This window comes from Mesorhizobium sp. CO1-1-8, assembly GCF_020164875.1.
In the GTDB taxonomy this organism is placed as follows: Bacteria; Pseudomonadota; Alphaproteobacteria; order Rhizobiales; family Rhizobiaceae; genus Mesorhizobium.
In genome coordinates this window covers 19,715-44,615 of record NZ_JAIUGZ010000029.1, presented here as the reverse complement: position 1 = coordinate 44,615, position 24,901 = coordinate 19,715, and the positions used below count along the sequence as shown (strand labels likewise).

At 62.8% G+C, this 24,901-nt stretch carries 23 protein-coding genes and 1 tRNA gene; 15 read left to right on the top strand and 9 right to left on the bottom strand.

All coding sequences use genetic code 11. From position 1 onward, the window contains the following. Positions 1 to 6: 6 nt before the first annotated feature. The 6 genes from LB558_RS32270 to LB558_RS32245 all read left to right on the top strand — a co-directional run bounded on the left by LB558_RS32270 (position 7) and on the right by LB558_RS32245 (position 4,815). Positions 7 to 417 (top strand): RidA family protein, encoded by a 411-nt coding sequence (locus LB558_RS32270; RefSeq protein ID WP_013529860.1) that lies wholly within the window; start codon positions 7 to 9, stop codon positions 415 to 417. A 26-nt stretch (positions 418 to 443) separates the two neighbouring features. After that, positions 444 to 1,064: a glutathione S-transferase family protein gene (locus tag LB558_RS32265; RefSeq protein WP_224701375.1), complete on the top strand. Its 621-nt coding sequence runs from the start codon at positions 444 to 446 to the stop codon at positions 1,062 to 1,064. Then, positions 1,064 to 1,993: a 5-formyl-3-hydroxy-2-methylpyridine 4-carboxylate 5-dehydrogenase gene (gene fhmpcd1, locus LB558_RS32260; RefSeq protein WP_318011692.1), complete on the top strand. Its 930-nt coding sequence runs from the start codon at positions 1,064 to 1,066 to the stop codon at positions 1,991 to 1,993. The genes LB558_RS32265 and fhmpcd1 overlap by 1 nt, the downstream gene beginning before the upstream one ends. A 130-nt stretch (positions 1,994 to 2,123) precedes the next feature. After that, positions 2,124 to 2,954, top strand: a complete 831-nt coding sequence (locus tag LB558_RS32255; RefSeq protein WP_224701373.1) for an ABC transporter ATP-binding protein — start codon at positions 2,124 to 2,126, stop codon at positions 2,952 to 2,954. Continuing rightward, positions 2,951 to 3,766, top strand: a complete 816-nt coding sequence (locus LB558_RS32250) for an ABC transporter permease (protein WP_224701371.1) — start codon at positions 2,951 to 2,953, stop codon at positions 3,764 to 3,766. Before LB558_RS32255 ends, LB558_RS32250 begins: the two co-directional genes overlap by 4 nt. Before the next feature lie 38 nt (positions 3,767 to 3,804). Next, positions 3,805 to 4,815: an ABC transporter substrate-binding protein gene (locus LB558_RS32245; protein WP_224701369.1), complete on the top strand. Its 1,011-nt coding sequence runs from the start codon at positions 3,805 to 3,807 to the stop codon at positions 4,813 to 4,815. Positions 4,816 to 4,854: 39 nt separating this feature from the next. On the opposite strand, the gene LB558_RS32240 is transcribed toward LB558_RS32245, so the two are convergent. Continuing rightward, positions 4,855 to 5,280: a hypothetical protein gene (locus LB558_RS32240; RefSeq protein ID WP_224701367.1), complete on the bottom strand. Its 426-nt coding sequence runs from the start codon at positions 5,278 to 5,280 to the stop codon at positions 4,855 to 4,857. Positions 5,281 to 5,432: 152 nt separating this feature from the next. Here LB558_RS32240 and LB558_RS32235 point away from each other — a divergent pair, with 152 nt between their 5' ends. The 8 genes from LB558_RS32235 (at position 5,433) to LB558_RS32200 (ending at position 13,857) form a co-directional block, all read left to right on the top strand. After that, a complete protein-coding gene (locus tag LB558_RS32235; protein WP_023809929.1) occupies positions 5,433 to 6,407 on the top strand; it encodes a putative B6 ABC transporter substrate-binding protein in 975 nt (324 codons plus the stop codon). Positions 6,408 to 6,485: 78 nt separating this feature from the next. Next, positions 6,486 to 8,054 (top strand): putative B6 ABC transporter ATP-binding protein, encoded by a 1,569-nt coding sequence (locus tag LB558_RS32230; protein WP_224701365.1) that lies wholly within the window; start codon positions 6,486 to 6,488, stop codon positions 8,052 to 8,054. After that, positions 8,051 to 9,148: a putative B6 ABC transporter permease subunit 2 gene (locus LB558_RS32225; protein WP_224701363.1), complete on the top strand. Its 1,098-nt coding sequence runs from the start codon at positions 8,051 to 8,053 to the stop codon at positions 9,146 to 9,148. The genes LB558_RS32230 and LB558_RS32225 overlap by 4 nt, the downstream gene beginning before the upstream one ends. A gap of 3 nt (positions 9,149 to 9,151) precedes the next feature. Further along, a complete protein-coding gene (locus LB558_RS32220; protein ID WP_224701361.1) occupies positions 9,152 to 10,087 on the top strand; it encodes a putative B6 ABC transporter permease subunit 1 in 936 nt (311 codons plus the stop codon). A 47-nt stretch (positions 10,088 to 10,134) separates the two neighbouring features. Next, the gene (pldA, locus tag LB558_RS32215) at positions 10,135 to 10,941 is read left to right on the top strand and encodes a 4-pyridoxolactonase (protein WP_224701359.1); all 807 of its coding nucleotides are present in this window, start codon (positions 10,135 to 10,137) and stop codon (positions 10,939 to 10,941) included. Positions 10,942 to 10,966: 25 nt separating this feature from the next. Further along, positions 10,967 to 12,145 carry a pyridoxamine--pyruvate transaminase gene (ppaT, locus tag LB558_RS32210; protein ID WP_224701351.1) on the top strand — a complete coding sequence of 393 codons (1,179 nt, stop codon included), beginning with the start codon at positions 10,967 to 10,969 and terminating at the stop codon, positions 12,143 to 12,145. A gap of 33 nt (positions 12,146 to 12,178) precedes the next feature. Beyond that, the gene (gene pldH, locus LB558_RS32205; RefSeq protein WP_127265377.1) at positions 12,179 to 12,925 is read left to right on the top strand and encodes a pyridoxal 4-dehydrogenase, SDR-type; all 747 of its coding nucleotides are present in this window, start codon (positions 12,179 to 12,181) and stop codon (positions 12,923 to 12,925) included. Positions 12,926 to 13,020: 95 nt separating this feature from the next. Further along, positions 13,021 to 13,857 carry a sulfite exporter TauE/SafE family protein gene (locus LB558_RS32200; RefSeq protein ID WP_224701349.1) on the top strand — a complete coding sequence of 279 codons (837 nt, stop codon included), beginning with the start codon at positions 13,021 to 13,023 and terminating at the stop codon, positions 13,855 to 13,857. A gap of 21 nt (positions 13,858 to 13,878) precedes the next feature. Here the strand turns inward: LB558_RS32200 and LB558_RS32195 are convergent, their stop codons facing one another. From LB558_RS32195 to LB558_RS32165, 7 genes are all read right to left on the bottom strand, one after another. Next, the gene (locus tag LB558_RS32195; RefSeq protein WP_224701347.1) at positions 13,879 to 15,228 is read right to left on the bottom strand and encodes an HlyD family type I secretion periplasmic adaptor subunit; all 1,350 of its coding nucleotides are present in this window, start codon (positions 15,226 to 15,228) and stop codon (positions 13,879 to 13,881) included. Next, the gene (locus LB558_RS32190; protein WP_224701345.1) at positions 15,225 to 17,003 is read right to left on the bottom strand and encodes a type I secretion system permease/ATPase; all 1,779 of its coding nucleotides are present in this window, start codon (positions 17,001 to 17,003) and stop codon (positions 15,225 to 15,227) included. Before LB558_RS32190 ends, LB558_RS32195 begins: the two co-directional genes overlap by 4 nt. Positions 17,004 to 17,112: 109 nt before the next feature. Then, the gene (locus LB558_RS32185; RefSeq protein ID WP_224701343.1) at positions 17,113 to 20,064 is read right to left on the bottom strand and encodes a DUF5801 repeats-in-toxin domain-containing protein; all 2,952 of its coding nucleotides are present in this window, start codon (positions 20,062 to 20,064) and stop codon (positions 17,113 to 17,115) included. A gap of 357 nt (positions 20,065 to 20,421) precedes the next feature. Next, entirely contained in the window at positions 20,422 to 21,069 is a 648-nt protein-coding gene (locus LB558_RS32180) for a response regulator transcription factor (protein ID WP_224701392.1), read from the bottom strand. 448 nt (positions 21,070 to 21,517) lie between these two features. Continuing rightward, positions 21,518 to 21,781, bottom strand: coding sequence for a hypothetical protein (locus tag LB558_RS32175; RefSeq protein ID WP_224701341.1), 264 nt, complete (start codon positions 21,779 to 21,781; stop codon positions 21,518 to 21,520). A 6-nt stretch (positions 21,782 to 21,787) separates the two neighbouring features. After that, complete coding sequence (locus tag LB558_RS32170) at positions 21,788 to 22,096, bottom strand: hypothetical protein (protein ID WP_224701339.1); 309 nt, start codon at positions 22,094 to 22,096, stop codon at positions 21,788 to 21,790. A gap of 254 nt (positions 22,097 to 22,350) precedes the next feature. Beyond that, positions 22,351 to 22,427: transfer RNA gene (locus LB558_RS32165), tRNA-Met, on the bottom strand. A 240-nt stretch (positions 22,428 to 22,667) separates the two neighbouring features. Here LB558_RS32165 and LB558_RS32160 point away from each other — a divergent pair. Then, complete coding sequence (locus LB558_RS32160) at positions 22,668 to 23,633, top strand: Gfo/Idh/MocA family protein (RefSeq protein WP_024504501.1); 966 nt, start codon at positions 22,668 to 22,670, stop codon at positions 23,631 to 23,633. A 57-nt stretch (positions 23,634 to 23,690) separates the two neighbouring features. Here the strand turns inward: LB558_RS32160 and mnmA are convergent, their stop codons facing one another. Then, a complete protein-coding gene (mnmA, locus tag LB558_RS32155) occupies positions 23,691 to 24,881 on the bottom strand; it encodes a tRNA 2-thiouridine(34) synthase MnmA (protein WP_224701337.1) in 1,191 nt (396 codons plus the stop codon). Positions 24,882 to 24,901 lie beyond the last annotated feature (20 nt).

Below are 24,901 nucleotides of genomic sequence, written 5' to 3'. Positions count from 1 at the left end.
GGGGGTATGTTGAGCGACAGCACGCGAAAATCCGCCAGCCACTACGCCATCGGCAACAAGAACCCGAACCTGCCGTTTCATCCGGCGGTCCGTGCTGGCGATTTCATCTTCGTCTCGGGCCAGGTGCCGAAGGACGAGAACAACAACATGATCAGCGGCACGATCGAGGAAGAGACGCTGGCGACGCTGAAGACCATCGCGCGCGTCATCGCGCATGAAGGCGCGACGCTGTCGGATGTTGTACGGATCACCACCTATCTCGAGGATACGCGCGATTTCGGCCGCTACAACAAGGCGTTTCTCGAAGGGATCGGCGACGCCGTTCTGGCACGCACGACCGTCGAGGCGAAAGCGGTCATCAACACCAAGATCGAAATGGACGCCATCGTCTACAAGCCGCTCCCGGCGAGCAAGTAGGCCTTGGACACAATCGAGGAGACAACATGTACAAGCTGTTAGGCCGCCAGACATCAGGCAACGTCCAGAAGGTCCTCTTCATGCTCGAAGAGCTGGGCGCATCCTACAAGCGCGAAGATTATGGCCGCCAGTTCGAGAACACGCAGACGGCGGAATACAAGGCGCTCAACCCGACCTCCAAGGTGCCGACGCTGGTCGACGGCGACACCGTGATCTGGGAGTCCAACACCATCCTGCGCTATCTCGCGGCATTTGGCGGCGAACAGTTGAACGGCGCCACGCCGGCGGAAAAGACCGAGGTCGAGCGCTGGATGGACTTCCTGCTGGCGGCGGTCAATCCGGGCTACCTGGCGGCCTTCAAAGGCGCCAAGCTCACACCCGAGGAACAGACCGCCGAATACAAGGAACAAGTGAAGGACCTTGTCGCGCAACTCAAGATCGTCGACGGCCACCTGACCGGCAAGGACTTCCTGGCGCTCGGCAAGCTGACGCTTGCAGACATTGCCTGCGCGCCGATCCTGAAGCGCTGCGTCGACTTCAAGATCGACCGGCCGTCGATGCCCAATCTGGAGCGCTGGGTGGCCGCGATCGCCGCCCGGCCTGCCTTCAAGGCGGCAACCACTGCTGCTCCAGCAAAGGCGGCATGATGATCAAGCGCGCCGCTCTCATCGGACTGGGAACGATGGGTCCAGGCATCGCCGCGCGGCTTTCGCGCGGCGGGCTCGATGTCACGGCGTATGATGTCTCGCAGGCGTCAGTCGAGCGTGCCCGCGGCATGCTTGATCTCGCTGGCGGCGTGCTCGACCGTCTCGATATCAAGGCGCCCGGGACAGGCGCAGGCAGCGTGCGTTTCGTCGAGACGATCGCCGAGGCCGTCGATGGCGCCGAACTGGTGATCGAGAATGTGCCCGAGAATATCGACATCAAGGCGCAGACCTATCGTGATATCGATCCGCTGATCGGCCCGTCGGTCATCGTCGCTTCCGACACGTCAGGCATCCCGATCACCAAGCTGCAGGCGCATATCTCGCATCCCCAGCGGATGGTCGGCATGCACTGGTCGAACCCGCCGCACATCATCCCGATGATCGAGGTGATCGGCGGCGAAAAGACCGCGCCTGAAACCGTGGCTGTTATCCGCGATCTGATCCGCTCGATCGGCCTGCTGCCGGTGGTGGTGAAGAAGGACGTGCCGGGCTTCGTCGAGAACCGCGTGCTCTATGCGCTGCTGCGCGAGGCGGTTGATCTTGTCGAGCGCGGCGTCATCGAGCCGGAAGACCTCGACACCTGCGTGTCGTGGGGCATCGGCTACAAGATTGCCGTCATCGGCCCGATGGCGCTGCTCGATATGGCGGGGCTGGACATCTACAAGTCCGTCTCGTCCTTCCTGAACGCCGATCTCTCCAACCGCGACGATGTCGCGCCGATGGTGCTGGAGAAGACGGCTGCCTCGAAGTTCGGCATCAAGTCGGGCGAGGGCATGTTTGCCTATACGCCCGAGCAGACAAAGGCGCTGCAAGGTGAACGGGCGCGCAAGCTCGTTGCGGTGCGGCGCATCCTGGAAGGCCGGGAGTAGCCAATGTCACATGGTGCGCACAGGGCAGGCCGGTTTGAGGAGTTCCACCGGTCGGCTGTTTGTGTGAAGGGCGCCTTCGCCATCAAGATGGTGCGGGTGCGGCAGAAAACAGCGCGCGGGGCGACAAACCATGCGCATTGAAACCATCCGAGCCGCCGGCGACAAGCCGGCCCATATCCGCCATGACGATTTGATCTCCGCCAAAGGCGTTTCGGTGGTCATCGCCCGGCAGTTGATCCTCAGGAATATCGATCTCTCGGTGCCGAAGGGGTCGTTTGTCTCCCTTATCGGTCCTTCCGGCTGTGGCAAGAGCACCTTGCTCAAGGTGCTGGCCGGGCTGGTGCAGCCGACCCAGGGCAGCGTCTCGATCGCCGGGCTCGCGCCGGTCGAGGCGGCGCGCAAGCGCATGATCGGCCTTGTCTTTCAAGATGCCAACCTGCTCCCCTGGAAAAACGCCGTCGACAATGCCTCGATGCTGCTCGGCATCGCCGACAAGTCGCTGTCGCGCTCGGATCTGCGGGCGCGCGGGCAGGAGATGCTGGAACTGGTGGGGCTGGGCGATAGCGCCCACAAGCGGCCAAACGAGCTGTCGGGCGGCATGCGGCAGCGGGTCGCCATTGCACGGGCTCTGGCGCTCGATCCGGCGGTGCTGCTGATGGACGAACCCTTCGGCGCGCTCGATGCCATCACCCGCGATTCGATGGGCCAGTCGCTGCTGGAGATTTGGCAGCGGACCGGCAAGACGATCGTGCTTGTCACCCATTCCATCGACGAGGCCATCCATCTGTCGCGCCATGTTCACGTGCTGGGGATCAAGCCAGGGCGGATCACCGAGAGCCTCGACATTGCGCTGCCTTATCCGCGCGACCTGTCGGTCACCGAGGATCCGGAGTTCGTCAGGCTGGTGGTCCAGTTGCGAACGATGCTGCGCTCCAGTCATCAGCCGGGAGGCGCGTCTTGAGCGACCAACCCATCACGGACCTTTCCGAGCCGCGCCTCGCCTCCAGCTGGAGTGCGGCGACCGGCAGCTGGCTTCCGGCGGTCATCCTGCTGCTGGTGACGATCGTGGTGTGGGAAGCCGCCGTGCGGATCTTTGCCATATCCGCCTTCATCATTCCCGCCCCGTCCGAGATCGCGAAGTCGCTGGTGGCGCAATGGGGCACGCTGATGCAAGCGACGCTGGTGACGGCGGGCGAGATCCTGTTCGGCTTCCTGGTCTCGGTCTTGGTCGGCATTGCCATTGCGCTGATTATCGTGCGCTTCGATTGGTTGGGACGCGCGCTGTATCCACTGGTGGTGCTGTTCCAGAACGTGCCGAAAGTCGCACTCGCGCCGATCTTCATCCTCTGGTTCGGCTACGGGCTGGCGCCCAAGATCGGCCTGATCCTGGTCATCGCCTTCTTCCCGGTGACACTGTCGATGCTGGCGGGCATGCAATCGGTCGACCGTTCGCTGCTGTCGCTGATGAATTCGGTCGGTGCCAGCCCGACGCAGATCCTGTTCAGGATCCGCGTCCCGCACTCGCTGCCGAACCTGATGGCCGGAACCAAGATCGCCGCCACGTTGAGCGTGATCGGCGCTATCGTCGGTGAGTTCGCCGGGGCGTCGGACGGTCTCGGCTACGTCATTCAGTTCGCTTCGACCCAGCTCGACACGGCTCTGGTCTTTGGAGCGCTGCTGCTCGTTTCCGTGCTTGGCATCGCCTTCTATTACGCAGCCGAAATTCTCGAACGCATCGTGGTGCCGTGGGCGCCGAAATTCAGCCAGTCCTAGGTCCGCTCGATCAACCAAATTCATAAAGGGAACAAAAAATGCTGAGACGCTCACTTATCAAGGCCGTTACCTTCGCGGCGTTTGTCGCAGCACTCGGCTTTTCCAGCGCGGCTCTGGCGGCCGACAAAGTCAACGTCCAGCTCGATTGGGTGGTGCGCGGCAATCACGCCATGTTCTTCGTCGGCAAGGAAAAGGGCTTCTTCGCCAAGAACGACATCGATGTGGCCGAGATCCGCAAGGGATCCGGCTCGCCGGACGCGATGCGGCTGGTGGGCAATGAGAACGCGGATTTCGGGTTCGGCGATCTTCCCACGCTCGCCGTCGCACGGTCGCAGAATGTCCCGGTCGTGGCGCTGGCGGCCGTCAATCAGCAGTCACCGCTGGGGATCATTTCGCTGGCCAAGACGCTGAAACTCACCAAGCCGTCCGACCTCAAGGGACTGACCATCGGCATTCATCCGGCCGGCTCCACCTACATCTTCTTCAAGGGCTTCCTGGCCGCCAATGGCCTGACCGAAAAGGACATGACGCTGAACAGCGTCTCGCCTCCCTATGAAAGCTATCTGCTGCTTGGCCGGGTTCAGACGGTCGTCGGCTATATCGATGCAGAGGTTCCCGAACTGGAGGCCAAGGCGGGAGGCCCCGGCTCGCTCAGCATCATGATGGGGGCGGACCATGGGTGGAAAGCCTATGGCTCGGGCCTGTTCACCTCGCAGGCGATGATCAAGGACAAGCCGGACGTCGTGCGCCGCTTCGTCAAGGCCTACAGGGAGGCGTTCGACTATGTCGTGGCTCATCCGGAAGAGGCTGCCGAGATCACGGCCAAGGCAGCGCCCGGCTATGCGGACAAGAAGGACGTGCTGCTGGCGCAGATCAACGCCGACATCGCCTCGACGTTCAGCAGCCCCGACACCAAGGAACACGGTCTCGGCTGGATGACGAAGACGCAGTGGGAGGAGACCCTAAAGACGCTGACGGACCAGGGCGTGCTCAAGGCGGCTCTGTCGGCGGACGACGTCTTCACCGACGCATTCCTGGCAAAAGAATAAGAGGGCGAGCGGTGTTCGAACGGAAAGATCGATGAGCGCCTACCGGCAGACCAGGCTGTCCTGCGCCATGGCGCAGGACACATCACGCTCGCCTTTCGCCGCATCGGTGCGGTCGAGCGTGACCTGCACGCGGGTGACATATGCGCGACCCGACAGGCCGCACCAAAGCCGCTCGACCGGCAGGTTCTCGCGCTTGTCGTTGAGGATCGTGAACGTGCCGGTCTTCGCATCGAACCAGAGTTCGATGCGAGCGCTTTTGCCAGGTTCGACCGTTGCGATCCCGGCTGAATACCAGTGGGCGAAGTCGGCGTTGCAAGACAGGCCTTCCCGGCCCGCATTCGAAATCGTCAACGGAACCATGTCGAGCCCGTCAGTGCCGGTGCGGACGGTGACATGGTGCAACTCAACCGCGTTGGCGAAGGACGATAACGCCAGCATCACCGGAAGGGCATAACGGATCTTCACTTTGCCTGAGCTCCATATGTAATTTTCCTAGGCAGTCTATCTCGCTTTCGCGCAATAACAATAAGAATATTGATTGGTAAAACAACGGAGAGGGTAACATGTTAAAGCTACTTAAGAGCAGTGTAAGTGCAGTTATATTGACCGGTGTCTTGATGAGCGGCGCGCTTGCCGGCGAGGTCAAGTCGATCGCCATCCTGACGCCCGAAGAAGGCACGGACTATGGCTGGAACCAGCAAGGCATCGACGCCGCCAAGGCGGCGGGCAAGGCCGCCGGCGTCGAAGTGGTCGTGGCCCAGGGCCTCGGCTATGGCGACGTTCGTCCGACCCTGCGGGAACTTGCCTCCGACGGCGCCAGCCTGCTGATCGCGCATGCCAGCGGTTACAACACCTCGGCTCCCGAAATCGCCAAGGAATTGAAAGTTCCGGTGGCGATCGTCGACACGCCAGCCGGCCTGGAGAAGGGCCTTGTCGCCGACTACACGCTGAGCGGCCACGAGGGTGCCTATCTCGCCGGCCGTCTCGCCGCCAAGGTGTCGCGTTCCAAGTCGGTCGGCATCGTCGTCTCGGGCGAGCCGCCATCATGGAATTCGCAGTCGGCGGCGTTCGCACAAGGCGTGAAGGCGGAAAACCCGGACGTCAAGATCACCTATGCGGTGATCGGCCCTGCCGCCTACAGCGACGCGGCCGGCGGCAAGCGCGTCACCGAAAGCGTGATCGCATCGGGTGCCGACATCATCTTCGGCCAAGGCAACGGTTCGAGCTTCGGCATGCTGCAGGCGGTCGAGACGACCAAGGCAGCCGATGGCGGCAAGGTCTATTTCATCGACGTCATCGGCGACAAGTCGCCGATCGACAAGGGCTTCCTGCTGTCGTCGGTGGTGTGGAACATCGAGCCGGTCTATGCGGCAATGATTGCCGACCTGAAGGCCGACACGTTCGGCACCAAACATTATACGATCGGCCTCAAGGACGACTCGGTGAAGCTGCTGAAGACCGCTGCGATCCCGGACAATGTCTGGACCGAAATCCAGGCGCTGCGCGAAGATGTCATTTCCGGCAAGATCAAGGTCGAGCCGGTCTATGACGCGGCCGCCGTAAGGGCACTGATGACCAGCGTCGCCCAGTAAGGCGATCACGGTCAGCTGCCGGAGGGGTGATCCGTTCACCCCTCCGGACGATTCCCGTTTTTTTGGTGCTGGGCTTTCATGAGCGTTTTTTCTTCATCGTCCGTTGCCGGGCGCGACATCGTCGCGCTTGAAGGCGTGACCAAACGGTTCCCCGGCATCGTTGCCAATGACAGCGTCGACCTGTCGATCCGCCCGGGCGAAGTGCATGTGCTGCTGGGCGAGAACGGTGCTGGAAAATCGACATTGATCGGCATGCTGTCCGGCCTGCAGCAGCCGGACGAAGGACGCATACTGGTCGACGGCAAACCGACCCCTATCACCTCGCCGCGCCATGCGCTGGCACTCGGCATTGGCACCGTGTTCCAGCACATGATGCTGGTGCCGACGTTGACGGTGGCGGAGAACCTCCTGCTTGGCGGGCCGTGGTGGCAGCGCCCCAGGACCGAGGAACTGGCGGCGCGCGTCGCCGAGATCACGGGCACGCTCGGCATCACCGTCAAGCTTCAAGCCAAGGTATCGGAGTTGTCGCTCGGCGAGCAGCAGCAGGTCGAGATCCTGCGCGCGATGCTGCGCAACAGCCGGCTGCTCATCCTCGACGAGTCCACCTCCATGCTGACGCCGAGAGGCATAGACGAACTGGGGGCACTGATGCGCCGCCTCGTCGAGCAGGGTCTGGCGATCGTCTTCATCACCCACAAGCTCAAGGAGGCGGCGGCCTTCGGCGACCGCATCTCGGTGCTGAAGCTCGGCCGCAAGGTCGGCGAGATCCCGCCCGAGCGGTTTCGCACGCTGGGCGAACAGGAGATCGTCTCGGAGATCGTGGAATTGATGTTCGGCAAGCAGAAGGATGATCCGGAAGCCGTCGAGCGTCCGGTCCGCATGGCCCGAGCAGAAGCGGCCCCGCTGCTTCAGGTCGCGGATCTGACGGTCGCACCGACGGACAATGCGCCGGGCCTGGCGTCGATCTCCTTCGACATCCGCCCGGGTGAGATTCTGGGCATAGCCGGCATCGACGGCAACGGCCAGAAGCAGCTGGCCGAAGCGCTGGCCGGCCAGCGCACAGCCACCAGCGGCTCGGTGCGGCTGGACGGCGCCGCCATCGAGGCGCTGAGCGTCGGCGAGCGCCGCCGGCGCGGCCTTCGCTACCTGACCGACGACCGGCTGGGCGAGGGCACTGTCGGCACCTTCCCGGTCTCGATCAACTTCTTCCTCAAGCAGGTCGGCGCGGCCCCGTTCTGGCGCAACGGCGTCGAGCAGCGCGCGGAGATCGACAAGCGCGCCGGCCAGCTCGTGCGCGAATACGACGTGCGTACGCCGAGCCTGAAGACGCCTGTCGCGCGGCTGTCCGGCGGCAACATCCAGAAGGTGCTTCTGGCACGGGAACTGGCCGAGGGCGCCAAGGTGGTGATCTTCAACAAGCCGACCTATGGGCTCGATCTCGCCAACACATTGGCGTCGCGCCAGCGCATTCGCGACACGGCGGCGCGTGGCCTTGCCGTGCTGCTGATCTCCACCGACCTCGAGGAATTGCTTGGTATGTGCGACCGCATCGCCGTCATCGCCGACGGCGCTTTGGTCGGCACCGTCGAGAACGTAGACGACGCCCGCACAAAGGTCGGTCGCCTGATGATCGGACTTGCCGCATGAGCATCGATACCGCACCCACGGTCAGTGCTACCGCACTCGATGCCACGAGCGGGGCGACGACGCGCCGCGACATCGCGCACCGGATGGTGATGACGCTCGGCCCGATCTTCATCGCGCTGGTCATAGCCGGCTGCATCCTGCTTGCCGTCGGCGTCGACCCGCTCGCCTATTATGGCTTCGTGCTGGAGAAAGGACTGTTCTCGCCGCTCGGCATCCAGCAGACGTTGACGCGTATGGCGCCGCTGCTGTTTCTTGCCGCTGGCCTGATCGTCGCCTTTCGCGCCGGCATGTGGAATCTGGGCGGCGACGGGCAGTTCCTGCTTGGCGCGGTGACGGCGGCTGCCGGCGCTCCCGTGTTCGTGCAGATCATGCCAGCCTGGCTGGCGCTGGTCTGCTCGTTCCTCGTGGCCATGGTGGTGGCGATGATCTGGTCGCTGGTGCCGGCCCTGCTGCGGGCCTATCAGGGCGTCAACGAGATCATCACCACGCTGATGATGACGTTCCTCGGCACCTCGCTCGCCAATGTGCTGGTCAAGCTGGCGTTTCGCGACCCAAGCACGACCGTGCCGCAGACGCGCACGCTGCCGGTGGAAGACCGGCTGCCGCGCCTGTTCGAAACGACCATCACCAGTGGCCTGCTGCTTGGGCTGGCGGCGATCGTCATCGTGCATCTGGTGATGACGCGTACGGCGTTCGGGCTGAAGCTGAGGATCGTCGGCGCCAATCCACGCGCGGCGGTTCACTCGGGGCTCGGCGTCCCAGGCCTGACCGTCGCCGTCTTCGCCATTTCGGCCGGGCTGGCCGGGCTGGCCGGCGCCGTCGACATCATCGGCGTCCAGGGCAATGTCCGCGCCGACTGGAATCCCGCCTATGGGCTTGCCGTGATACCCGCCGTGTTTCTCGCCCGCATGAACGGCTTTGCGGCCATCGGTTTCGTGTTCCTGCTCTCGGTGCTTTCGATCGGCGGCGAGAGCGCTGCGCGCCGGCTCGGCGTACCCAACCATTTCACGCTGGTGCTGGTTTCCATCGTGCTGATCGTGCTCGCGCTCGCCGAATATTTCGATCACCGATACAACCAGTCGCGGAGGGCCTAGGGCATGACCGGGCTGTTCAGCGAAGTCTTTCTCAGCGCGCTGCTGTTCGGCGCCGTCACCGCGGCGATCCCGCTGCTGCTGGCCGGGCTCGGCGAGCAGATTTCCGAGAAGGCGGGCGTGCTCAATATCGGCATCGAAGGCATGATGCTGGCCGGCGCGTATCTCGGCTTTGTCGGTGCTTTCTATTCCGGATCGCTGTGGCTGGGCTTTCTCACCGGTGCGGCCGGGGGTGCCGCGGTGGCGCTTGTCATGGCGCTGCTTTGCGTGCGCATCGGGCTGAATCAGATCGTCATCGGCATCGCGCTGACTTTGGGACTGGAAGGCCTGACGGCACTGCTCCACCATTTCCAGTTCTCGCGCAGCTACCCGCGCCTGCCCGCGTCGGATGCGACTGTCATTCCGCTGCTTTCGGACATCCCGGTCATCGGGCCTGCATTGTTCAAGCATCATCTGATCGTCTATCTGGCGGTCGCGCTGGTTTTCGGCATGGGCTACATCTACCGGCGGACGCAGCTGGGTCTCAATTTGCAAGCAGCAGGCGACAAGCCGGCCGCGCTCGATGTCGCCGGCATCGATGTCGTGCGGACCCGTACCATCGCCGTGCTGACGACCGGAGCGCTGGCCGGGCTCGGCGGCGCCTATCTCGCCAATGTCGGCGCCGGCCTGTTCATTCCGTTCATCACCAATGGCGCGGGCTTTCTCGGCATCGTGCTGGCCATGCTGGCGCGCGGCCGTCCGATCTGGGTGCTGTTCGGCGCGTTGCTGTTCGGCGTCTGCCTGTCGCTGACGACGGCCATGCAGGTGGCCGGCATCAACATACCGACCGACATCATCCAGATGCTGCCGTTCCTGGCGGTGATGATCATGCTGGTGCTGTTCGGCCGGCGCGCCAGCCTGCCGGCAGCACTCGGCATTCCATACGAGCGCGGCGCGCGCTGAGCACAATTCATGCGCGGACGGGACCCGCGCCAATAAAGGAGGCAAGAATGTCGGATACCAAAGTCTACCTGCTCGACGGCGGCTCGCTCGTTCTCGACGGCTATCATGTGTTCTGGAATCGCGGCCCTGGAGGCGAAGTGCGCTTCCCCGTCTATTCGATCCTGATCGAACATGCCGAGGGCCGGTTCCTCATCGACACCGGCTACGACTACGACCACGTGATGAAGGTGCTGCCGTTCGAAAAGCCGATCCAGGAAAAGCACCAGACCATCCCCGGCGCCCTGGCGCTGCTCGGCCTCGAACCGAAGGACATCGACGTCGTCGTCAATTCGCATTTCCACTTCGATCATTGCGGCGGCAACAAGTATTTTCCGCATGCCAAGAAGATCTGCCACCGGACCGAGGTGCCGCAGGCGTGCAATCCGGAGCCTTTCGAACATCTCGGCTATTCCGATCTGAGCTTTTCGGCGGAGGCTGCCGAAGCGCGTGGCGCGACCGGGCAATTGCTTGCGGGAACGACACGGGCGAATTCGACCTTCGAAGGCATCGATGGCGACGTCGAACTTGCCAAGGGCGTCCGGCTGATCTCGACGCCCGGTCATTCGATCGGCCATTACAGCCTGCTGGTCGAGTTCCCCAAGCGCAAGCCGATCATGTTCACGATCGATGCAGCCTATACGCAGAAGAGCCTTGAAACGCTGTGCCAGGCGGCCTTCCATATCGATCCGGTGGCGGGTGTCAATTCGATGCGCAAGGTGAAGAAACTCGCCGAAGACCATGGCGCCGAGCTGATGTACTCGCACGACATGGACAACTTCAAGACCTACAGGACCGGCACGCAATTCTACGGCTGACCGCCGCCAATCGGGAGACAAGACCATGCGCTATCTCGAACACGCCGATCCGGTCATCACCCTGACCGCTGGGCCGGTGAATGCCTATGCCGAAGTGTTGCGCGGTCTCGGGCGCACGGTGCTCTACGACTACGACCCGGCGTTCCAGCTCTTCTATGAGGGTGTGGTCGACAAGGCGCAAAAGGCGATGCGGCTGTCGAACAAGCCGGTCATCCTGCATGGCGAGCCGGTGCTGGGCCTGGAGGCCGCCGCGGCCTCGCTGATCACTCCGGACGATGTCGTGCTCAACCTTGCCTCCGGCGTTTACGGCAAGGGGTTCGGCTATTGGGCGAAGCGCTATTCGCCACGTCTGCTCGAGATCGAGGTGCCCTATAACGAGGCGATCGATCCGCAGGCGGTCGAGGCAATGCTGAAGGCGCATCCGGAGATCACCGTCGTTTCCGTCTGCCACCACGACACGCCGTCCGGCACCATCAATCCGATCGACGCCATCGGTGCGCTGGTTTCAGCGCATGGCGGCTACCTCATCGTCGATGCCGTCTCGTCCTTTGGCGGCATGAAGACGCATCCCGAGGATTGCAAGGCCGATATCTATGTCACCGGCCCGAACAAATGCCTGGGCGCACCTCCCGGCCTGACGATGATGGGCGTCAGCGAGCGGGCCTGGGCCAAGATGAAGGCAAATCCCCTGGCGCCGCGCGCGTCGATGCTGAGCATCGTCGACTGGGAGAATGCGTGGTCGCGAGACAAGCCGTTCCCGTTCACGCCGTCGGTCTCGGAAATCAACGGGCTCGATGTCGCGCTCGACCTCTATCTCAATGAAGGGCCGGAGGCAGTGTGGGCGCGCCACGCGCTCACCGCCAAGGCCATGCGCGCGGGCGTCGCCGCGATGGGCCTGTCGATCTGGGCTGTCAGCGACAAGATCGCGTCGCCGACCACGACCGCCGTGCGCACGCCCGACGGCGTCGACGAGAAGGCGCTTCGCCAAGCCGCGCGCGCCCGCTACGGCGTGGTGTTTTCGTCTGGCCGCGGCGAAACATTGGGGAAGCTGACACGCATCGGCCACATGGGTCCGACCGCCCAGCCGATCTATGCGATCGCGGCGCTGACGGCACTTGGCGGCGCCATGAACGCGGCCGGCCAGAAACTGGCGATCGGCAAGGGCATCGATGCGGCGCTGGCCGTGATCGACGCCGACGCCTGAACAGACATCACCACGGATTGAGGGAGCATTTTCATGACTGAACGGCTTGCGGGAAAGACGGCCCTGGTTACAGGCGCCGCGCAGGGTATCGGCAAGGCGATCGCAGCGCGGCTTGCCGCCGACGGGGCAACCGTCATCGTCAGCGACATCAATGCCGAAGGCGCCAGGGCGGCGGCCGCGGCGATAGGCGGGAAGGCGCGGGCGATCGCGGCCGACATTTCCGACCCGGCATCGGTCAAGGCACTGTTCGCCGAAATCCAGGCCCTGACCGGGGGCATCGACATCCTGGTCAACAATGCCAGCATCGTACCGTTCGTCGCCTGGGACGATGTCGATCTCGACCATTGGCGCAAGATCATCGACGTCAATCTGACCGGCACCTTCATCGTCAGCCGTGCCGGCACGGACCAGATGCGTGCGGCGGGGAAGGCCGGACGGGTGATCAGCATCGCATCCAACACCTTCTTTGCCGGCACGCCGAACATGGCGGCCTATGTCGCGGCCAAGGGCGGCGTCATCGGCTTCACCAGGGCGCTCGCCACGGAACTCGGCAAATACAACATAACCGCCAACGCGGTGACGCCCGGCCTGATCGAGAGCGACGGCGTCAAGGCTAGCCCGCACAACGAGGCGTTCGGCTTCGTCGAGATGCTTCAGGCGATGAAAGGCAAGGGGCAGCCCGAACATATCGCCGATGTGGTCTCGTTCCTGGCCTCCGACGATGCGCGCTGGATCACCGGCCAGACGCTCAATGTTGACGCCGGGATGGTGCGCCACTAGCCAAAAGCGCATCCCAAAAACTGTTGCGCATTTCCGGGCGACCTGCATCGGGGCCGCAGCAGCGGACGGGCGCGGCCAATCAAGGAAAAATCATAGTGGACTTCGGATTCGACACGTCGGCTTTCGACGGGCTGACGATTGCAATGCTGGTCGCTGGCTTGGCCATGACCGGAATGGCGTCCGGCGTGCTCGCCGGTCTGCTGGGGGTCGGCGGCGGCATCGTCATCGTCCCGGTGCTGTTCTGGGTGCTTAGCCTGTTCCACTTTTCGCCTGCTGTGATCAGCCATCTGGCTGTCGCGACATCGCTTGCGATCATCATCCCCACCTCGATCTCGTCGATGCGGTCGCACAACAGGCGCGGCAATGTCGATCGGCCTCTGCTCAACCTGTGGGGACCGGCGATTTTCGCCAGTGCCCTGATCGGCGGCATCATGTCGAAATTCATCCCGGGCGCCGGCTTGCGGCTGGTCTTCGGTGTCGTCGGCCTGCTGGTGGCCGTCAACATGGCGCTGCCGAAGCACCTCGTGATCTCCGATCACCTGCCGCAAAGCGGCTGGATCAACCGTGCTATCGCCTCGGTCATCGGCTTTGTCTCTTCGCTCATGGGAATCGGCGGCGGCACGCTCTCGGTGCCGACGCTTTCTAGCTTTTCCTTTCCGGTCCACCGGGCCGTCGGCACATCATCGGCGCTTGGCCTGCTTATCGCGCTTCCGGCGGTGGCCGGCTTCGTCTGGTCGGGTCTCGAGATTGCCGGCAGGCCTCCGCTCAGCCTGGGTTACGTCAGCCTGCCGGCCGTTGCCATCATAGCGCCCGTGAGCTTTCTGTTCGCACCTCTGGGCGCAAGGCTCGCCCACGCGCTCAACCCGCGCTATCTGAAACTTGCCTTTGCGTTTTTCCTGGCGATCACGGCCGGGCGAATGTTGCTTTCCTGAATTTCGTTGGGCGGCCTACGGCTATTTTTCCCGCATGGCCCGGCGGAAGTTCTGCGTGATCGGCTCGGCGAGATAAGCGAGCACGGTGCGAGCCCCCGTCCGGATCATCGTCTCGCTCGACATGCCGGGCAGCAGCTTGCGGCCCTCCAGCTTGGCGAGTTCGCTCTTGTCGATCAGGACCGTCGCGGCGAAATACGGTGCGCCGCTTCGTTCCTCAACCATGCGGTCAGCCGACACGATCTCCACGATGCCCTCGAGCGGCGGCAGGTTGTAGCGGGCGAAGGCCGGGAAGCTGACGCGCGCGGGCTGTCCGGGCGCGATCGTCTCGACATCCTCCGGTTTGACCATAGCCTCGACCACGAGTTGTTGTCCGAGCGGTACGATCGTCATCAATGTCTCACCGGGTTTCACGACACCGCCCGCCGTATGGACCTTCAGGTCCATGACGATGCCGTCAACGGGCGCGACGACGTTGGTACGGCTAAGCACGTCCCTGGCGGCACGCTCCTGCTGTCCGAGGTCAAACAACTCCGCCTCGACCTTGCTCAACTCGTCGACGGCCTCGTTCAGACGCACTGTGTCGAGGTTCAGGATCTGCATGTCGATCTCGGCCATGGCGCTTCTGGCACGAGCGATTGCGGCAATGTTGGTAGCACGCTCGCCCTCGATCTCTTGCTGTTGTCGTCTGAGCAACAGGTTCCGCTCGCGGGTGGTCAGCCCCTTCTTGAGCAGGCTCTCGAGGTCTTTAGTTTCACCCTCGATCGCCTCGATCTGTTTGTCCTTGGTGAGGATAAGCACTTCCAGCCCCGTTATCTCCTCCTCGGTCTGGTGACGGCGCTGGCCGAGAATTTCCTGCTCGTCCGTCAAGTTGTGGTGCTTCGCAGCGAACACATCACGCTGCGAGGCAACCGCGTCCTTCGCGGCATTGGCGGGGTTTGCGAGCAACGCCGGATCAAACTCGATCTCGGTCTTGCCGTCACGCTCGGCCCTGAGACGCGCGGCCAGCGCCTCACGCGTTGCTATCCGGTTCTGGATCAGGTCGAGCTGCGCCTTTGCCTGCGTGTCGTCGAGCCGGACGAGGATCTTGCCGGCCTTGACGATATCCCCGTTGGCGGCGTTCAACGCCGCGATGATGCCGCCCTCCAGGTGCTGGATGAGCTTGCGGTCGCCCGCGACCTTGATCACGCCCGGCGCCACCGCGGCGCTGTCCAACGGCGCCAACGCCGCCCAGCCCCCGGCCACGCCGAAGAACAGGAACATGATCGCGAAGCCGGTGCAGGTCACGCCGGTGAGACGCAGCGGCACCGGTTCCAGCAGCGAGGGTGGCTGGACGGGGAACGGCACGACGTTCAATTCCGCGGAGCGGCTCATGCTTCCTTGACCTCTTCGATTTCTTTGACTTCCTTGACCACTTCGAGGCTTGGCAACTGGGCTACCTTCGGCATCTGGGTCACCTTGCGGGCCCGGTTGGCGAGTTCGTTGAACACGGCGTCGCGCGGTCCGAACAGGTCTTGTGCGCCGTGATTAAGCACCAACACCTTGTCAACTTTTTCCAAAATGCTTGGTCGGTGCGAGATCAAGATCAGGGTCGTCCCTGCCGCCTTGAGCCCCCCGATGACTGTAGCCAGTGCTTGCTCTCCGTCGTGGTCGAGATTCGAGTTAGGCTCGTCGAGGATTAGGAATGCCGGGTCGCCATAGAGGGCTCGAGCCAGTCCGATGCGCTGGCGTTGCCCGCCGGACAGCGCCGCACCACCGTCACCGATCTCGGTGGCGTAGCCCTTCGGCAACCCCTTGATCAGTTCGTGGACTCCCGCCAACTGCGCGGCCTTGATTACGTTGTTGAAAACCGAAGGGTTGAGCGACGCAAAACGGGCGATATTCTCGGAGACGGTGCCGGCGAAGAGTTCGATGTCCTGTGGCAAATAGCCGACGTGTCGACCCCTGTCCTCGGCCGCCCATTCGACAACGCTCATGCCGTCAAGTAACGCGCGCCCTCCGGATGGGCGCCAAGCGCCGACCAATACTCGCGCCAGGCTCGTCTTGCCGGCCGCGCTCGGGCCGACCAATGCCATCGCTTCACCGGGCATGAGTTGAAAGCTGATTCCACGCAAGACCGGTTCGCCGCCCTGCCTGGCGAGCATAATGTTCTCAGCCTCAAACCTACCCTTGGGGCGCGGCAACGGCAGAGCCGGTGTGGCCTCCGGTCGCTGACCGGCCATTGCGGCGAGACGCCTATAAGCAGCCCGTGCCCCGATCGTCGCCTTCCACGTACCGATCGCTTGCTCGACCGGGGCCAATGCGCGGCCCATCAGGATCGAGGCGGCGATCATGATGCCGGGCGAAGCCTCGTTCTTCAACACCAGGTAGGCGCCGACGCCGAGCACGGCCATCTGCAGGGCCAGCCGGAAAGAGCGCGCGAGAGCCGAGATGACGCTGGATCGGTTGCTGGCGCTCGATTGCGCATTATTTGCCTCGTCCTGCTGCGCCTTCCAGCTCTCGAGCAGGGGATTCAACATGCCCATGGCCTGGACGACCTCAGCGTTGCGGATCGTTTGCTCGGCCTGCATGTACGCCCGCGTCTGCGCGATTGCGGCTTCCGTCATTGGCTTACGGGTCAGGTACTCGGTGAGCAACGCCAACGCGAACAGCACGACCCCGCCGCAGGTTGCCAGCCAACCCAACCAGGGGTGCATGAGGAAGATAGCGCCCAGGAAAATCGGTGCCCAAGGCGCGTCGAGGATCGGGTAGATGCTCGGGCTGGTAAAAAAATTCCGCACTTGGTCGAGGTCGCGCAGCGCGCGACCGTTGATCTGGCCGGGCGCCGAGGCTGCGTATTCAACCGATGCCGTCAGGAGAACCGGTGCCAATCGCGCGTTCAGCCACGTCCCGACTTTAGCCAGAAGACGCGCGCGCACGACCTCCAACCCCGCCATTGTCGCGAGCGCCGTCGCCGCCATCAATGACAGCATCACCAGCGTCTCCAGGCTGTGACTGCCCAAAACGCGGTGGTAGACCTGGAGCATGTAGAACGCGCCGGTCAACATCAGTATGTTGATGCCGGCGCTGAACCAGATGAGCGGTTTGATGGCGCGCTTGGCCTCTTTGATCACCGCCTGCAGGGCAGAGGGTCGTGGGGATTTCATCATGATGTATCTGCCTGTGTGCGGGGTCGTGCCTTTGCCTGAGCCGGTTTTGCGCAGGGCGCGAGATTATGGAGACGGGAGGCGGCGTGAGTCGCCTCCCGTTGGTGCAATGCTAAGCAATGACATCAACATGCAGGCTCTGGATGCCCGTCGTGTCGCCGTCGCCGTCCTGGATGTTGACTCCGAAGTCCAGGTGCGCGCCGATCTGCCCGGAAGTCGTCTGGATGAAGCCGATATCCGTGATCTTGAGAACGTCGTTATCCGTGGATCCCCACGATTGCAGCGGGCCGGTCACCGGGCTGTTACCCTCCACCGCGACGGTGTTCGGGTTGTCGGTCGCCTTGGTCAGGTTGATACCGGATCCCGTCAGCCCGTTGCTGGATTGCATGATCTGCATACCCTGGATTGAGAAGTTCTCACCGAGAGCGGCGTTGTTGTAGTCACCCTTCTCGATGATCACGAGACCGTCGTTATTGTCGAGCGAGAACTCCGTGCTGTATGGGGACGGCACTGTGTTCCCCTTGAAGAAGTCCGCGTTGTCCACGATGAGCGACCGCGTCGTGTGGACGTCGTCGGCGGTAGATGCCGTGCCCTTGTCGTCGATCAGGTCGAGAACCACGATGAGGTTCTCGGCGTTCCCGATGCCGTCGAACTTGATGGCGATAGCGTCCACCTTGTCCGTCGGCACGATCTTCTCGGTGCCACCACCGGGCGCGCCGGGGTTGACGTCGCCCAGAATGTTCTCGTTGAAGAACCGGAGGGTGAGTAGTTCGCCCTTCTGGATCGTGTCACCGGCCACGCCGTTGGTCGACTGGGTGGCGGAGACCCAATCCTCGAAAGCGCTGGCAACGAACTGACCGTTGTTGAACGTGGTGTCCCCGGCGATCGGGTTGCCGTCGCCCGTCCCGTTAAACCCGAAGGGGCTGCCGTTGGGGTTCGAGTTCGCCGTGAACTGCACGTAGAACCCGTCGTGGTCAGCGGGTGTGTTGGGGTTGGCGTCCAACTGCGTCACCACGAGTTCGGGGTGACCGGTGTTGCCGGGGGGTGCCTTCGCCGTCAACTCCGAGGAATGGAAGACGTTGAAGCTGAACCCGTCGATCGCGTCGGTCAAGGCGAGGGAGTACGTTCCCGCCGTCTTGTCGAAGGTCAGAGTGCCACCTGCCGTCGCGTCCTGCACTCCGGCCGTGATCGGGTCCTTGTCGTAATGGAACGAGAAGGAGAATTGTGCGGATGTAGCGGTTTCCGAAACGAGTGCCGTTTGGACGTTGGTGATAGCCGGGGTCTGCGCGTTGTCGACCGTGCCGGTCAGGGACAACCGTTGGACACCTGCACCTGCGTCGAGGTCGGCGAAATCTGAGCCACCACCCGTGTAGAACGCTGCCAAGTGGCCGTCCGCCCCGATATTGAACGAGAAGTTACCAGTAGCCGTACCACCGGTCGCGGCGATAGTCTCGCCCTGAGCCCCGGCGGCGCCGGGATCGCCATCGAACCCTTGGATACCGCCGGCGACGCCATCTTGGTCGACGATCGACGGGCCGTCATCCTTGACCTGAAGCAGGTTGCCGATGCTGAGAACGGCCGACTTGTGATCGCCGTCACCGTCGGTAACAGTCCCCGTAAGAAGAACGCTGTTGACGGCACCCAAGGTGAGGGTGTCATCCGCGTTGTTGGGGTCGGGGTGTCTGATCGACCGTACCTGATCGAGTGTCACGACGCCGGCAGCGGTCACGCTGACCGAGAACACCAGCAGGTTGCTGGTGGCCGTGCGGCCCTCGATGACGCCGGCGTTGGCCGACAGGTTGATCGCCTGACCGGACTCGGAGTCAAGAACATTGATCCCGCCTGCGCCGACGCTGAGGGCGAAGGTGACACCACCTGCACCTGCGCCGTCCGCGCCGAACAGGGCAGCGAAGTTGGGTGCATAATCGCCGGTATTATTGGTGCCCAGCAACGACTCGTCATCCAGAATGGTCGGCGCCGTGCCGGTCGTGTGGATTGACGGGATGTCGTCGTGGAAGACGAGGTTCTGGCCGATGTTGAGGTCAGCCTTGGCAGTATCGCCGTCGCCGTCGGTGATGGTCGCCGTCAGGACGATGAGGTTATCCGCCGACAGCGTCACGGACTCATCATCCGCGTTCGGGTTGGGATGAACAACCGCTTGCAACTGATCGAGCGTCACGACGCCAGCGGCAGTAGTCGTGACCGTGAACACCAATGTACCGCTGGCATTAACAGTACGACCCTCGATGACGCCGTTGTTGTTGAACAGGAGGACCGCCTCACCGGTTGCTGTGAGATCCAAACCCGAATCCGTACCGTTTCCCCCTGTGATACTCAGAGTGTGAACGGTCGAAGCCTCGCCGTCGGTGCCGCCGTTCTTGGTGAACTGGGTCGAGAAGTCAGCGAAGGGGTTTGTGCCCAGCGTCGTCTCGTCCACGATCAGGTTCACGTTATCGGTCGCCTGGCTGATTGTCGGGCCGTCGTCGTCAACATTGATGGCGCCACCGACGGACTCATCCGTGTGCGACAACGCGCGGACTTTCAGGATGTCGCTGAAGTCCACTCGGTCATCCGGGCTGAGATTGTCTGGGTGGGCGATTGGCGCGAAAGTGACCATCTGCACCGTCCCCAACGTATTGTCACTGTTGGGTATGATGTAGAAAGCGGCGACGACGTCACCGCTGGTATCGGTCGCCAACACAGATTTGCCGTCCGCCGACGTGGTGAGGAAGATGTCCTCGCCGCCCACGGTGTTCAACCCGGAATCCACGTGTGACAGAGGGGCGAATATCAGGCTGTCGACGACTTCGTCGGTTCCCGCCGTCACGTGGATGAGATCGGCCTGACTTGCCGCCTCAGCGGAGTCGGCGAACGCCAGCTGCCCTGAGGTCAAGCCGAGAGTGTTCAGATAGGTCACAAAGGCGGGGTTGAGGTTAGCGCTGACCAGCAAACCGCCGGAGACGCTTACGGCGACATCATCGCCATCTGGGTCGCCGGTAGCGGTGTTTTGTACACCGGCAGTCTGGTCGTTAACCAACTCGCCAACGATATTAATGGTAGCCATAACGTTCGTCCTTTCCGGGATGGTTGACCAATTGTTCACACTCGGACTCACGCTCACGCGGGTCCACGTTCACTGTTTGTTTTTGGAAAGCCCCTCTTCCCCTTGGGTCCGCCCCGAACCCTAGCCCGTGGGCGTCATGGCGTGCCGACTTCGGCCCACCATCCCTCAATGTGCCGCCGAGGCAGAGGGCGCGTCCATTCCCGGTTGGATAGTATTGGGGTCAATGTCCGCACCTGATCGAACGATATATATCCTTCGATAGATCAGGCTGGCGGCGCTGGGAGAGCCCGCGATGCCGTCAGGCGGCTTTCCGGCCGTTGCCGTGCGTACAATGTCCGTGCGAGGGGAGTGGGGCGGTCAGAGCAGGCCGGTTCGGCCCGTTCCTGGACGCTCGGCGCCTTTGCCATGCGCCATCCAGGCCAGTTCCGCCCGGCCGCCGAGGTGCAGCTTCTCGTAGACGTGGTGCAGGTGCATCTTCACCGTGCCTTCGGATACGTGCAGCCGCTGGGCGATGGCCTTGTTGCGCAACCCGCGCGAGACGAGGTTGGCAATTTCGGTCTCCCGTCCGGTCAGTCTGGACATCGGTTGAGGCTGCGTTTCCGGCATCAGCAGCTGCTGGACGATCTTGTTGTCGATCCATTTCTTGCCCGTCGCCACCGCGCTCACGCATTCGACGAGATAGCGGTGGCTGATGCCGTCCAGCAGCAGACCGTCGCTGTCGAGCGCCTGTATTTCCTTGATGTCGATCCTGCCGGCTGGCTGGACGATGAAGATGATGCCGAGAGTGATGCTACAGGCCTTGAGGCGGGAAGAAAGACCTGATGTCTGCGGATCCGCCATATCCAGACCGACGATAACGATGTCAGGCCGATGGCGCTCCACATGAGGTACCACGTCGACAGGACGGCGGCACTGGGCGACAACATCGTGTCCAGCCTTCTGCAACACCCACTCCAGACCGGCGAGATACACCCCCCGCGGGTCGGCGACAACCAAAGTCGACATACCAACACCGTCCGAAAAAACGCACCGAACTTGGTTAAGCACCCGTTAAAATCAGGAAACCAGAGCCTAGATCGATTGTCAAGGAATAGCTAATATACATATTGCTATAATAGCAATCCGAGGCTGCCAGGCGGCCCGGCGAGCGCCTCGCACCGCAACAGGCCGGCTGACGATTCCGATTCCTGCAGAGGCGATGCTGGACTTGATTGAAATGTCAGCGTTTCGATCGCGCGAGGATCCGCTGCATATTCAGAAACGCGAGAGGCAGCTGATCACAGCGGCCTTGCCGGCGCCAGGAAGCGCGACATGAGCAAACAACCAAAGCCCTGGTTCCGGAAGGAACTGTCGGAGATTTAGCATGAGTTCCCGGACAACCGATTTGAGATATCAACCATGGGCAACGCATGTTGCCTTCTGCGGGTTCTGTATCACCGCCATTCCTCGCAGTTCAGAGCCCGAGGGTTTGGCCCGCTTCAATCTGAAGGAAATGTGCCGACGAATTCCGGAACACAGCGTCCTGGAACGCGGCGACGGCAGAGCCATGGGTGACGTCGACCAGCACGGTCGCCGCAGCTTCAACTTTGTTGGCCGCTTCGTTGACCTTGTCGAATCGCATCATCATTCGATCATGGAGCATCGAAAGCCGGGCCGCGTGGTAAAGTACGCTGCGTTTGTGATAATCCGAGTCCAAGGGTTCGAACAGCATTGTCATTTAGGGCTATCGATCTGGTTTGGCGGTCTCGACCAGACGCCGAATCCTGCCGGACCGTTCGATGTTTTGGGCCACTATCTTTTCCGCGCGTTCAATCGCGAGCTCCGCCCGTTCGAAGCGCTGCTTGGCATTGGCGACATCGGACGCAATCCCAATTCCGTGGGGTTTGATGGTGTTCATCATGAGTTTGTAACCCACGGAAGGCGGAATCGTTCCTTGACCGGCCAAGTAGCGCTGTCGGCCGACGTGGGGGATTCTCTTGACGATGGCAGCACCCTCGACCATCGGCAAGCCAGGCACGTGGGCAAGCAGCATGCCTAGCGCCGTCCAACGAAGCCTAGGCCAACACGAGGTCGAGCATTATCTCCGGTTGCCTAGCCTTCAACACACGGTCTCTATTTCGCTCATCGAAAAGGGATTCAGGTCGCATCCATGTCGCATGGACCTGCCCATAGTTGCAGGAAACCCTTGGAAATCAACGGTAGTCATTTGCAACATGGTGCGACTTGAGAATGGGAAAGAAGGCGCGCCGGATGTCGCCTAAATGTCTAATTTTATTTGAAGAAATTTGGTAGCGGGAGAGGGACTTGAACCCCCGACCCCAGGATTATGATTCCCGTGCTCTAACCAACTGAGCTACCCCGCCAGGGCGGCGAAAGGCCCGAAATCCGCCTCAAATCGAAAGGCATGTCGGGGGCGTTCGCCAAGGTCGCGCGGATATAAGGTTGGGAGGGTGAGCCTGTCAAGCTTCGAAGCAACCGGCTTGCCGGCTTATCGTCATTATCGAAAAGCTTTGCCGTGCGGACATTTGGTTGCCGGCGCCGGGGTTGAGTTCGAAGGGTCACGTCGCTATGTCTCGGCCACGAGTTTTTAGAGTTTGAAACAGATGAAGCCGCGCATAGCAGTCCTCGGTTGCGGATACTGGGGCAGCAACCACATCCGCACTCTCAAGGCGCTCGGCGCGCTGCACGCGGTCTCCGATACCAACCGGGCCCGCGCAGAAGGCTTCGCCAGTGAGCAGGACTGCCTGGCGATCGAGCCGGACCAGCTGTTCGTCCGCGACGATATCGACGCCATCGTCATGGCACTGCCGCCGCAATTCCATGCCGACCTTGCCGTGCGTGCCGTCGAGAGCGGCAAGGACGTGCTGGTGGAAAAGCCGATCGCGCTGACGGTGGCGGATGCCGAGCGTGCGGTGCAGGCGGCCAAGGACAATGGCCGCGTCTTCATGGTCGGCCATGTGCTGCGGTTCCATCCGGCGTTCGAGACGCTGAAAGGGCTGATCGACAAGGGCGAACTCGGCGAAGTCCGCTACATCCACTCGCATCGGCTCGGCCTCGGCAAGTTCCACACGGAGAACGACGCGCTGTGGGACCTGGCGCCGCACGATTTGTCGATGATCCTGGCGATCACCGGCACAGAGCCGATCGAGGTGCGCGGCGAGGGGGCCGCCTTGCTCGACAATCTCAGCGACTTCGCGCATCTGCACATGCGCTTTCCCAACGGCCTGCGTAGTCATCTCTTCACCTCGCGTCTCAATCCCTATCGCGAGCGGCGGCTGACCGTGGTCGGCACCAAGGCGATGGCGGTGTTCGACGATGTCGAGCCATGGGAACGCAAGCTAGCCGTCTACCGCCACGCGGTGTGGCAGGACAGCGGCCAATGGGCCTTCACCACCAATGAGCCGTCCTATGTCGCGGTTGCCCAAGGTATGCCGCTGACACGCGAGCTGGAGCACTTCATCCAGTGCATCGAGACGCGTGCCGAACCGCGTACCAGCGGCGAGGAAGCGATCAGAGTGCTGCGCATCCTGACCGCCGGCACGGTCACCCACACCAAGTCGAATTCCTGAAGCGCGGATCTATTCGGCGGGAATCTTATTCGGCAGGAATCTTATTCGGCAGGAATCTTATTCCGCAGGAATCTGGGCCGGCCTGGCGGCAAGCCGGGTCAGCATGGCCTCGGCCTCGGCGCCACGCTCCGAACGCTCGATGAAGCCGCCGCCGAACACGCGGGCTTCGTTGCCGTCATCGGAGTAGAGCACGCAGGCCTGGCCCGGCGCGATGCCGGACTCGCCGTCGACCAGTTCCACCCATGTGGCACCAGCACGATGATGCAGCACGGCCGGACGCGGCGGCCGCGTCGAGCGGACCTTGGCGAACAGCTCCAGGCCGCCTGCAGGGACGTCTGTGAGCGATCCGTCGCCCAGCCAGTTCATATTGCGCAGATAGATCTTGTGCGTCTCCAGCGCCTCGCGCGGGCCAACCACGACGCGAGCGCGGTCGGCATCGAGATGGACGACGTAAAGCGGCTCGCCGGAAGCGATGCCGATGCCGCGGCGCTGGCCGATCGTGTAGCGCAGGATGCCCTCATGGCGGCCGAGAACGCGCCCGTCGATGTGGACGATGTCGCCCGGATTGGCTGCGGTTGGCTTCAGCTTGGCGATGATGTCGGAATACCTGCCCTGCGGCACGAAGCATATGTCCTGGCTGTCCTGCTTGGCGGCAACCGCCAGCCCCATCTCCTCGGCGATGGCGCGAACCTGAGGCTTCGACAGGCCGCCGAGGGGAAAGCGCAGATAATTGATCTGCGCCTGCGTGGTGGCGAACAGGAAATAGCTCTGGTCACGGTCGGCGTCGACCGGACGGTAGAGAGCGCGGTGGGCGCCATTGGCGCCGGAACGGATGTAGTGGCCGGTGGCCAGCGCGTCGGCGCCGAGCTCCTTGGCGGTCGCCAAGAGGTCGGCGAACTTCACCGTCTGATTGCAGGAAACGCACGGGATCGGCGTCTCGCCGGCGACGTAGCTCTCGGCGAAGGGATCTATGACCGCCTTGCGGAAGCGCTCCTCGTAGTCGAGCACATAATGCGGGATGCCGAGCGTCTCGGAGACACGGCGGGCATCGTCGATGTCCTGCCCGGCGCAGCATGAGCCGGCCCGGTGCGTCGCCGCGCCGTGGTCGTAGAGCTGCAAGGTGACGCCGACGACGTCGTAGCCCTCGCGTTTCAGCAGGCCGGCGACGACCGAGGAATCGACACCGCCCGACATGGCGACGACGATGCGGGTGTTTTCGGGACGTCCGGGAAGATCGAGACTGTTCATGATGCTTTCGTTCTGCGCGG

Excerpts from the sequence above, each read along its gene's own strand:
- LB558_RS32270 (WP_013529860.1), top strand. The coding sequence starts at position 7 with ATGTTGAGCGACAGCACGCGAAAATCCGCCAGCCACTACGCCATCGGC.
- LB558_RS32265 (WP_224701375.1), top strand. The coding sequence starts at position 444 with ATGTACAAGCTGTTAGGCCGCCAGACATCAGGCAACGTCCAGAAGGTC.
- fhmpcd1 (WP_318011692.1), top strand. The coding sequence starts at position 1,064 with ATGATCAAGCGCGCCGCTCTCATCGGACTGGGAACGATGGGTCCAGGC.
- LB558_RS32255 (WP_224701373.1), top strand. The coding sequence starts at position 2,124 with ATGCGCATTGAAACCATCCGAGCCGCCGGCGACAAGCCGGCCCATATC.
- LB558_RS32245 (WP_224701369.1), top strand. The coding sequence starts at position 3,805 with ATGCTGAGACGCTCACTTATCAAGGCCGTTACCTTCGCGGCGTTTGTC.
- LB558_RS32235 (WP_023809929.1), top strand. The coding sequence starts at position 5,433 with ATGAGCGGCGCGCTTGCCGGCGAGGTCAAGTCGATCGCCATCCTGACG.
- LB558_RS32230 (WP_224701365.1), top strand. The coding sequence starts at position 6,486 with ATGAGCGTTTTTTCTTCATCGTCCGTTGCCGGGCGCGACATCGTCGCG.
- LB558_RS32225 (WP_224701363.1), top strand. The coding sequence starts at position 8,051 with ATGAGCATCGATACCGCACCCACGGTCAGTGCTACCGCACTCGATGCC.
- LB558_RS32220 (WP_224701361.1), top strand. The coding sequence starts at position 9,152 with ATGACCGGGCTGTTCAGCGAAGTCTTTCTCAGCGCGCTGCTGTTCGGC.
- pldA (WP_224701359.1), top strand. The coding sequence starts at position 10,135 with ATGTCGGATACCAAAGTCTACCTGCTCGACGGCGGCTCGCTCGTTCTC.
- ppaT (WP_224701351.1), top strand. The coding sequence starts at position 10,967 with ATGCGCTATCTCGAACACGCCGATCCGGTCATCACCCTGACCGCTGGG.
- pldH (WP_127265377.1), top strand. The coding sequence starts at position 12,179 with ATGACTGAACGGCTTGCGGGAAAGACGGCCCTGGTTACAGGCGCCGCG.
- LB558_RS32195 (WP_224701347.1), bottom strand. The coding sequence starts at position 15,228 with ATGAGCCGCTCCGCGGAATTGAACGTCGTGCCGTTCCCCGTCCAGCCA.
- LB558_RS32190 (WP_224701345.1), bottom strand. The coding sequence starts at position 17,003 with ATGATGAAATCCCCACGACCCTCTGCCCTGCAGGCGGTGATCAAAGAG.
- LB558_RS32185 (WP_224701343.1), bottom strand. The coding sequence starts at position 20,064 with ATGGCTACCATTAATATCGTTGGCGAGTTGGTTAACGACCAGACTGCC.
- LB558_RS32180 (WP_224701392.1), bottom strand. The coding sequence starts at position 21,069 with ATGTCGACTTTGGTTGTCGCCGACCCGCGGGGGGTGTATCTCGCCGGT.
- LB558_RS32175 (WP_224701341.1), bottom strand. The coding sequence starts at position 21,781 with ATGACAATGCTGTTCGAACCCTTGGACTCGGATTATCACAAACGCAGC.
- LB558_RS32170 (WP_224701339.1), bottom strand. The coding sequence starts at position 22,096 with ATGCTGCTTGCCCACGTGCCTGGCTTGCCGATGGTCGAGGGTGCTGCC.
- LB558_RS32160 (WP_024504501.1), top strand. The coding sequence starts at position 22,668 with ATGAAGCCGCGCATAGCAGTCCTCGGTTGCGGATACTGGGGCAGCAAC.
- mnmA (WP_224701337.1), bottom strand. The coding sequence starts at position 24,881 with ATGAACAGTCTCGATCTTCCCGGACGTCCCGAAAACACCCGCATCGTC.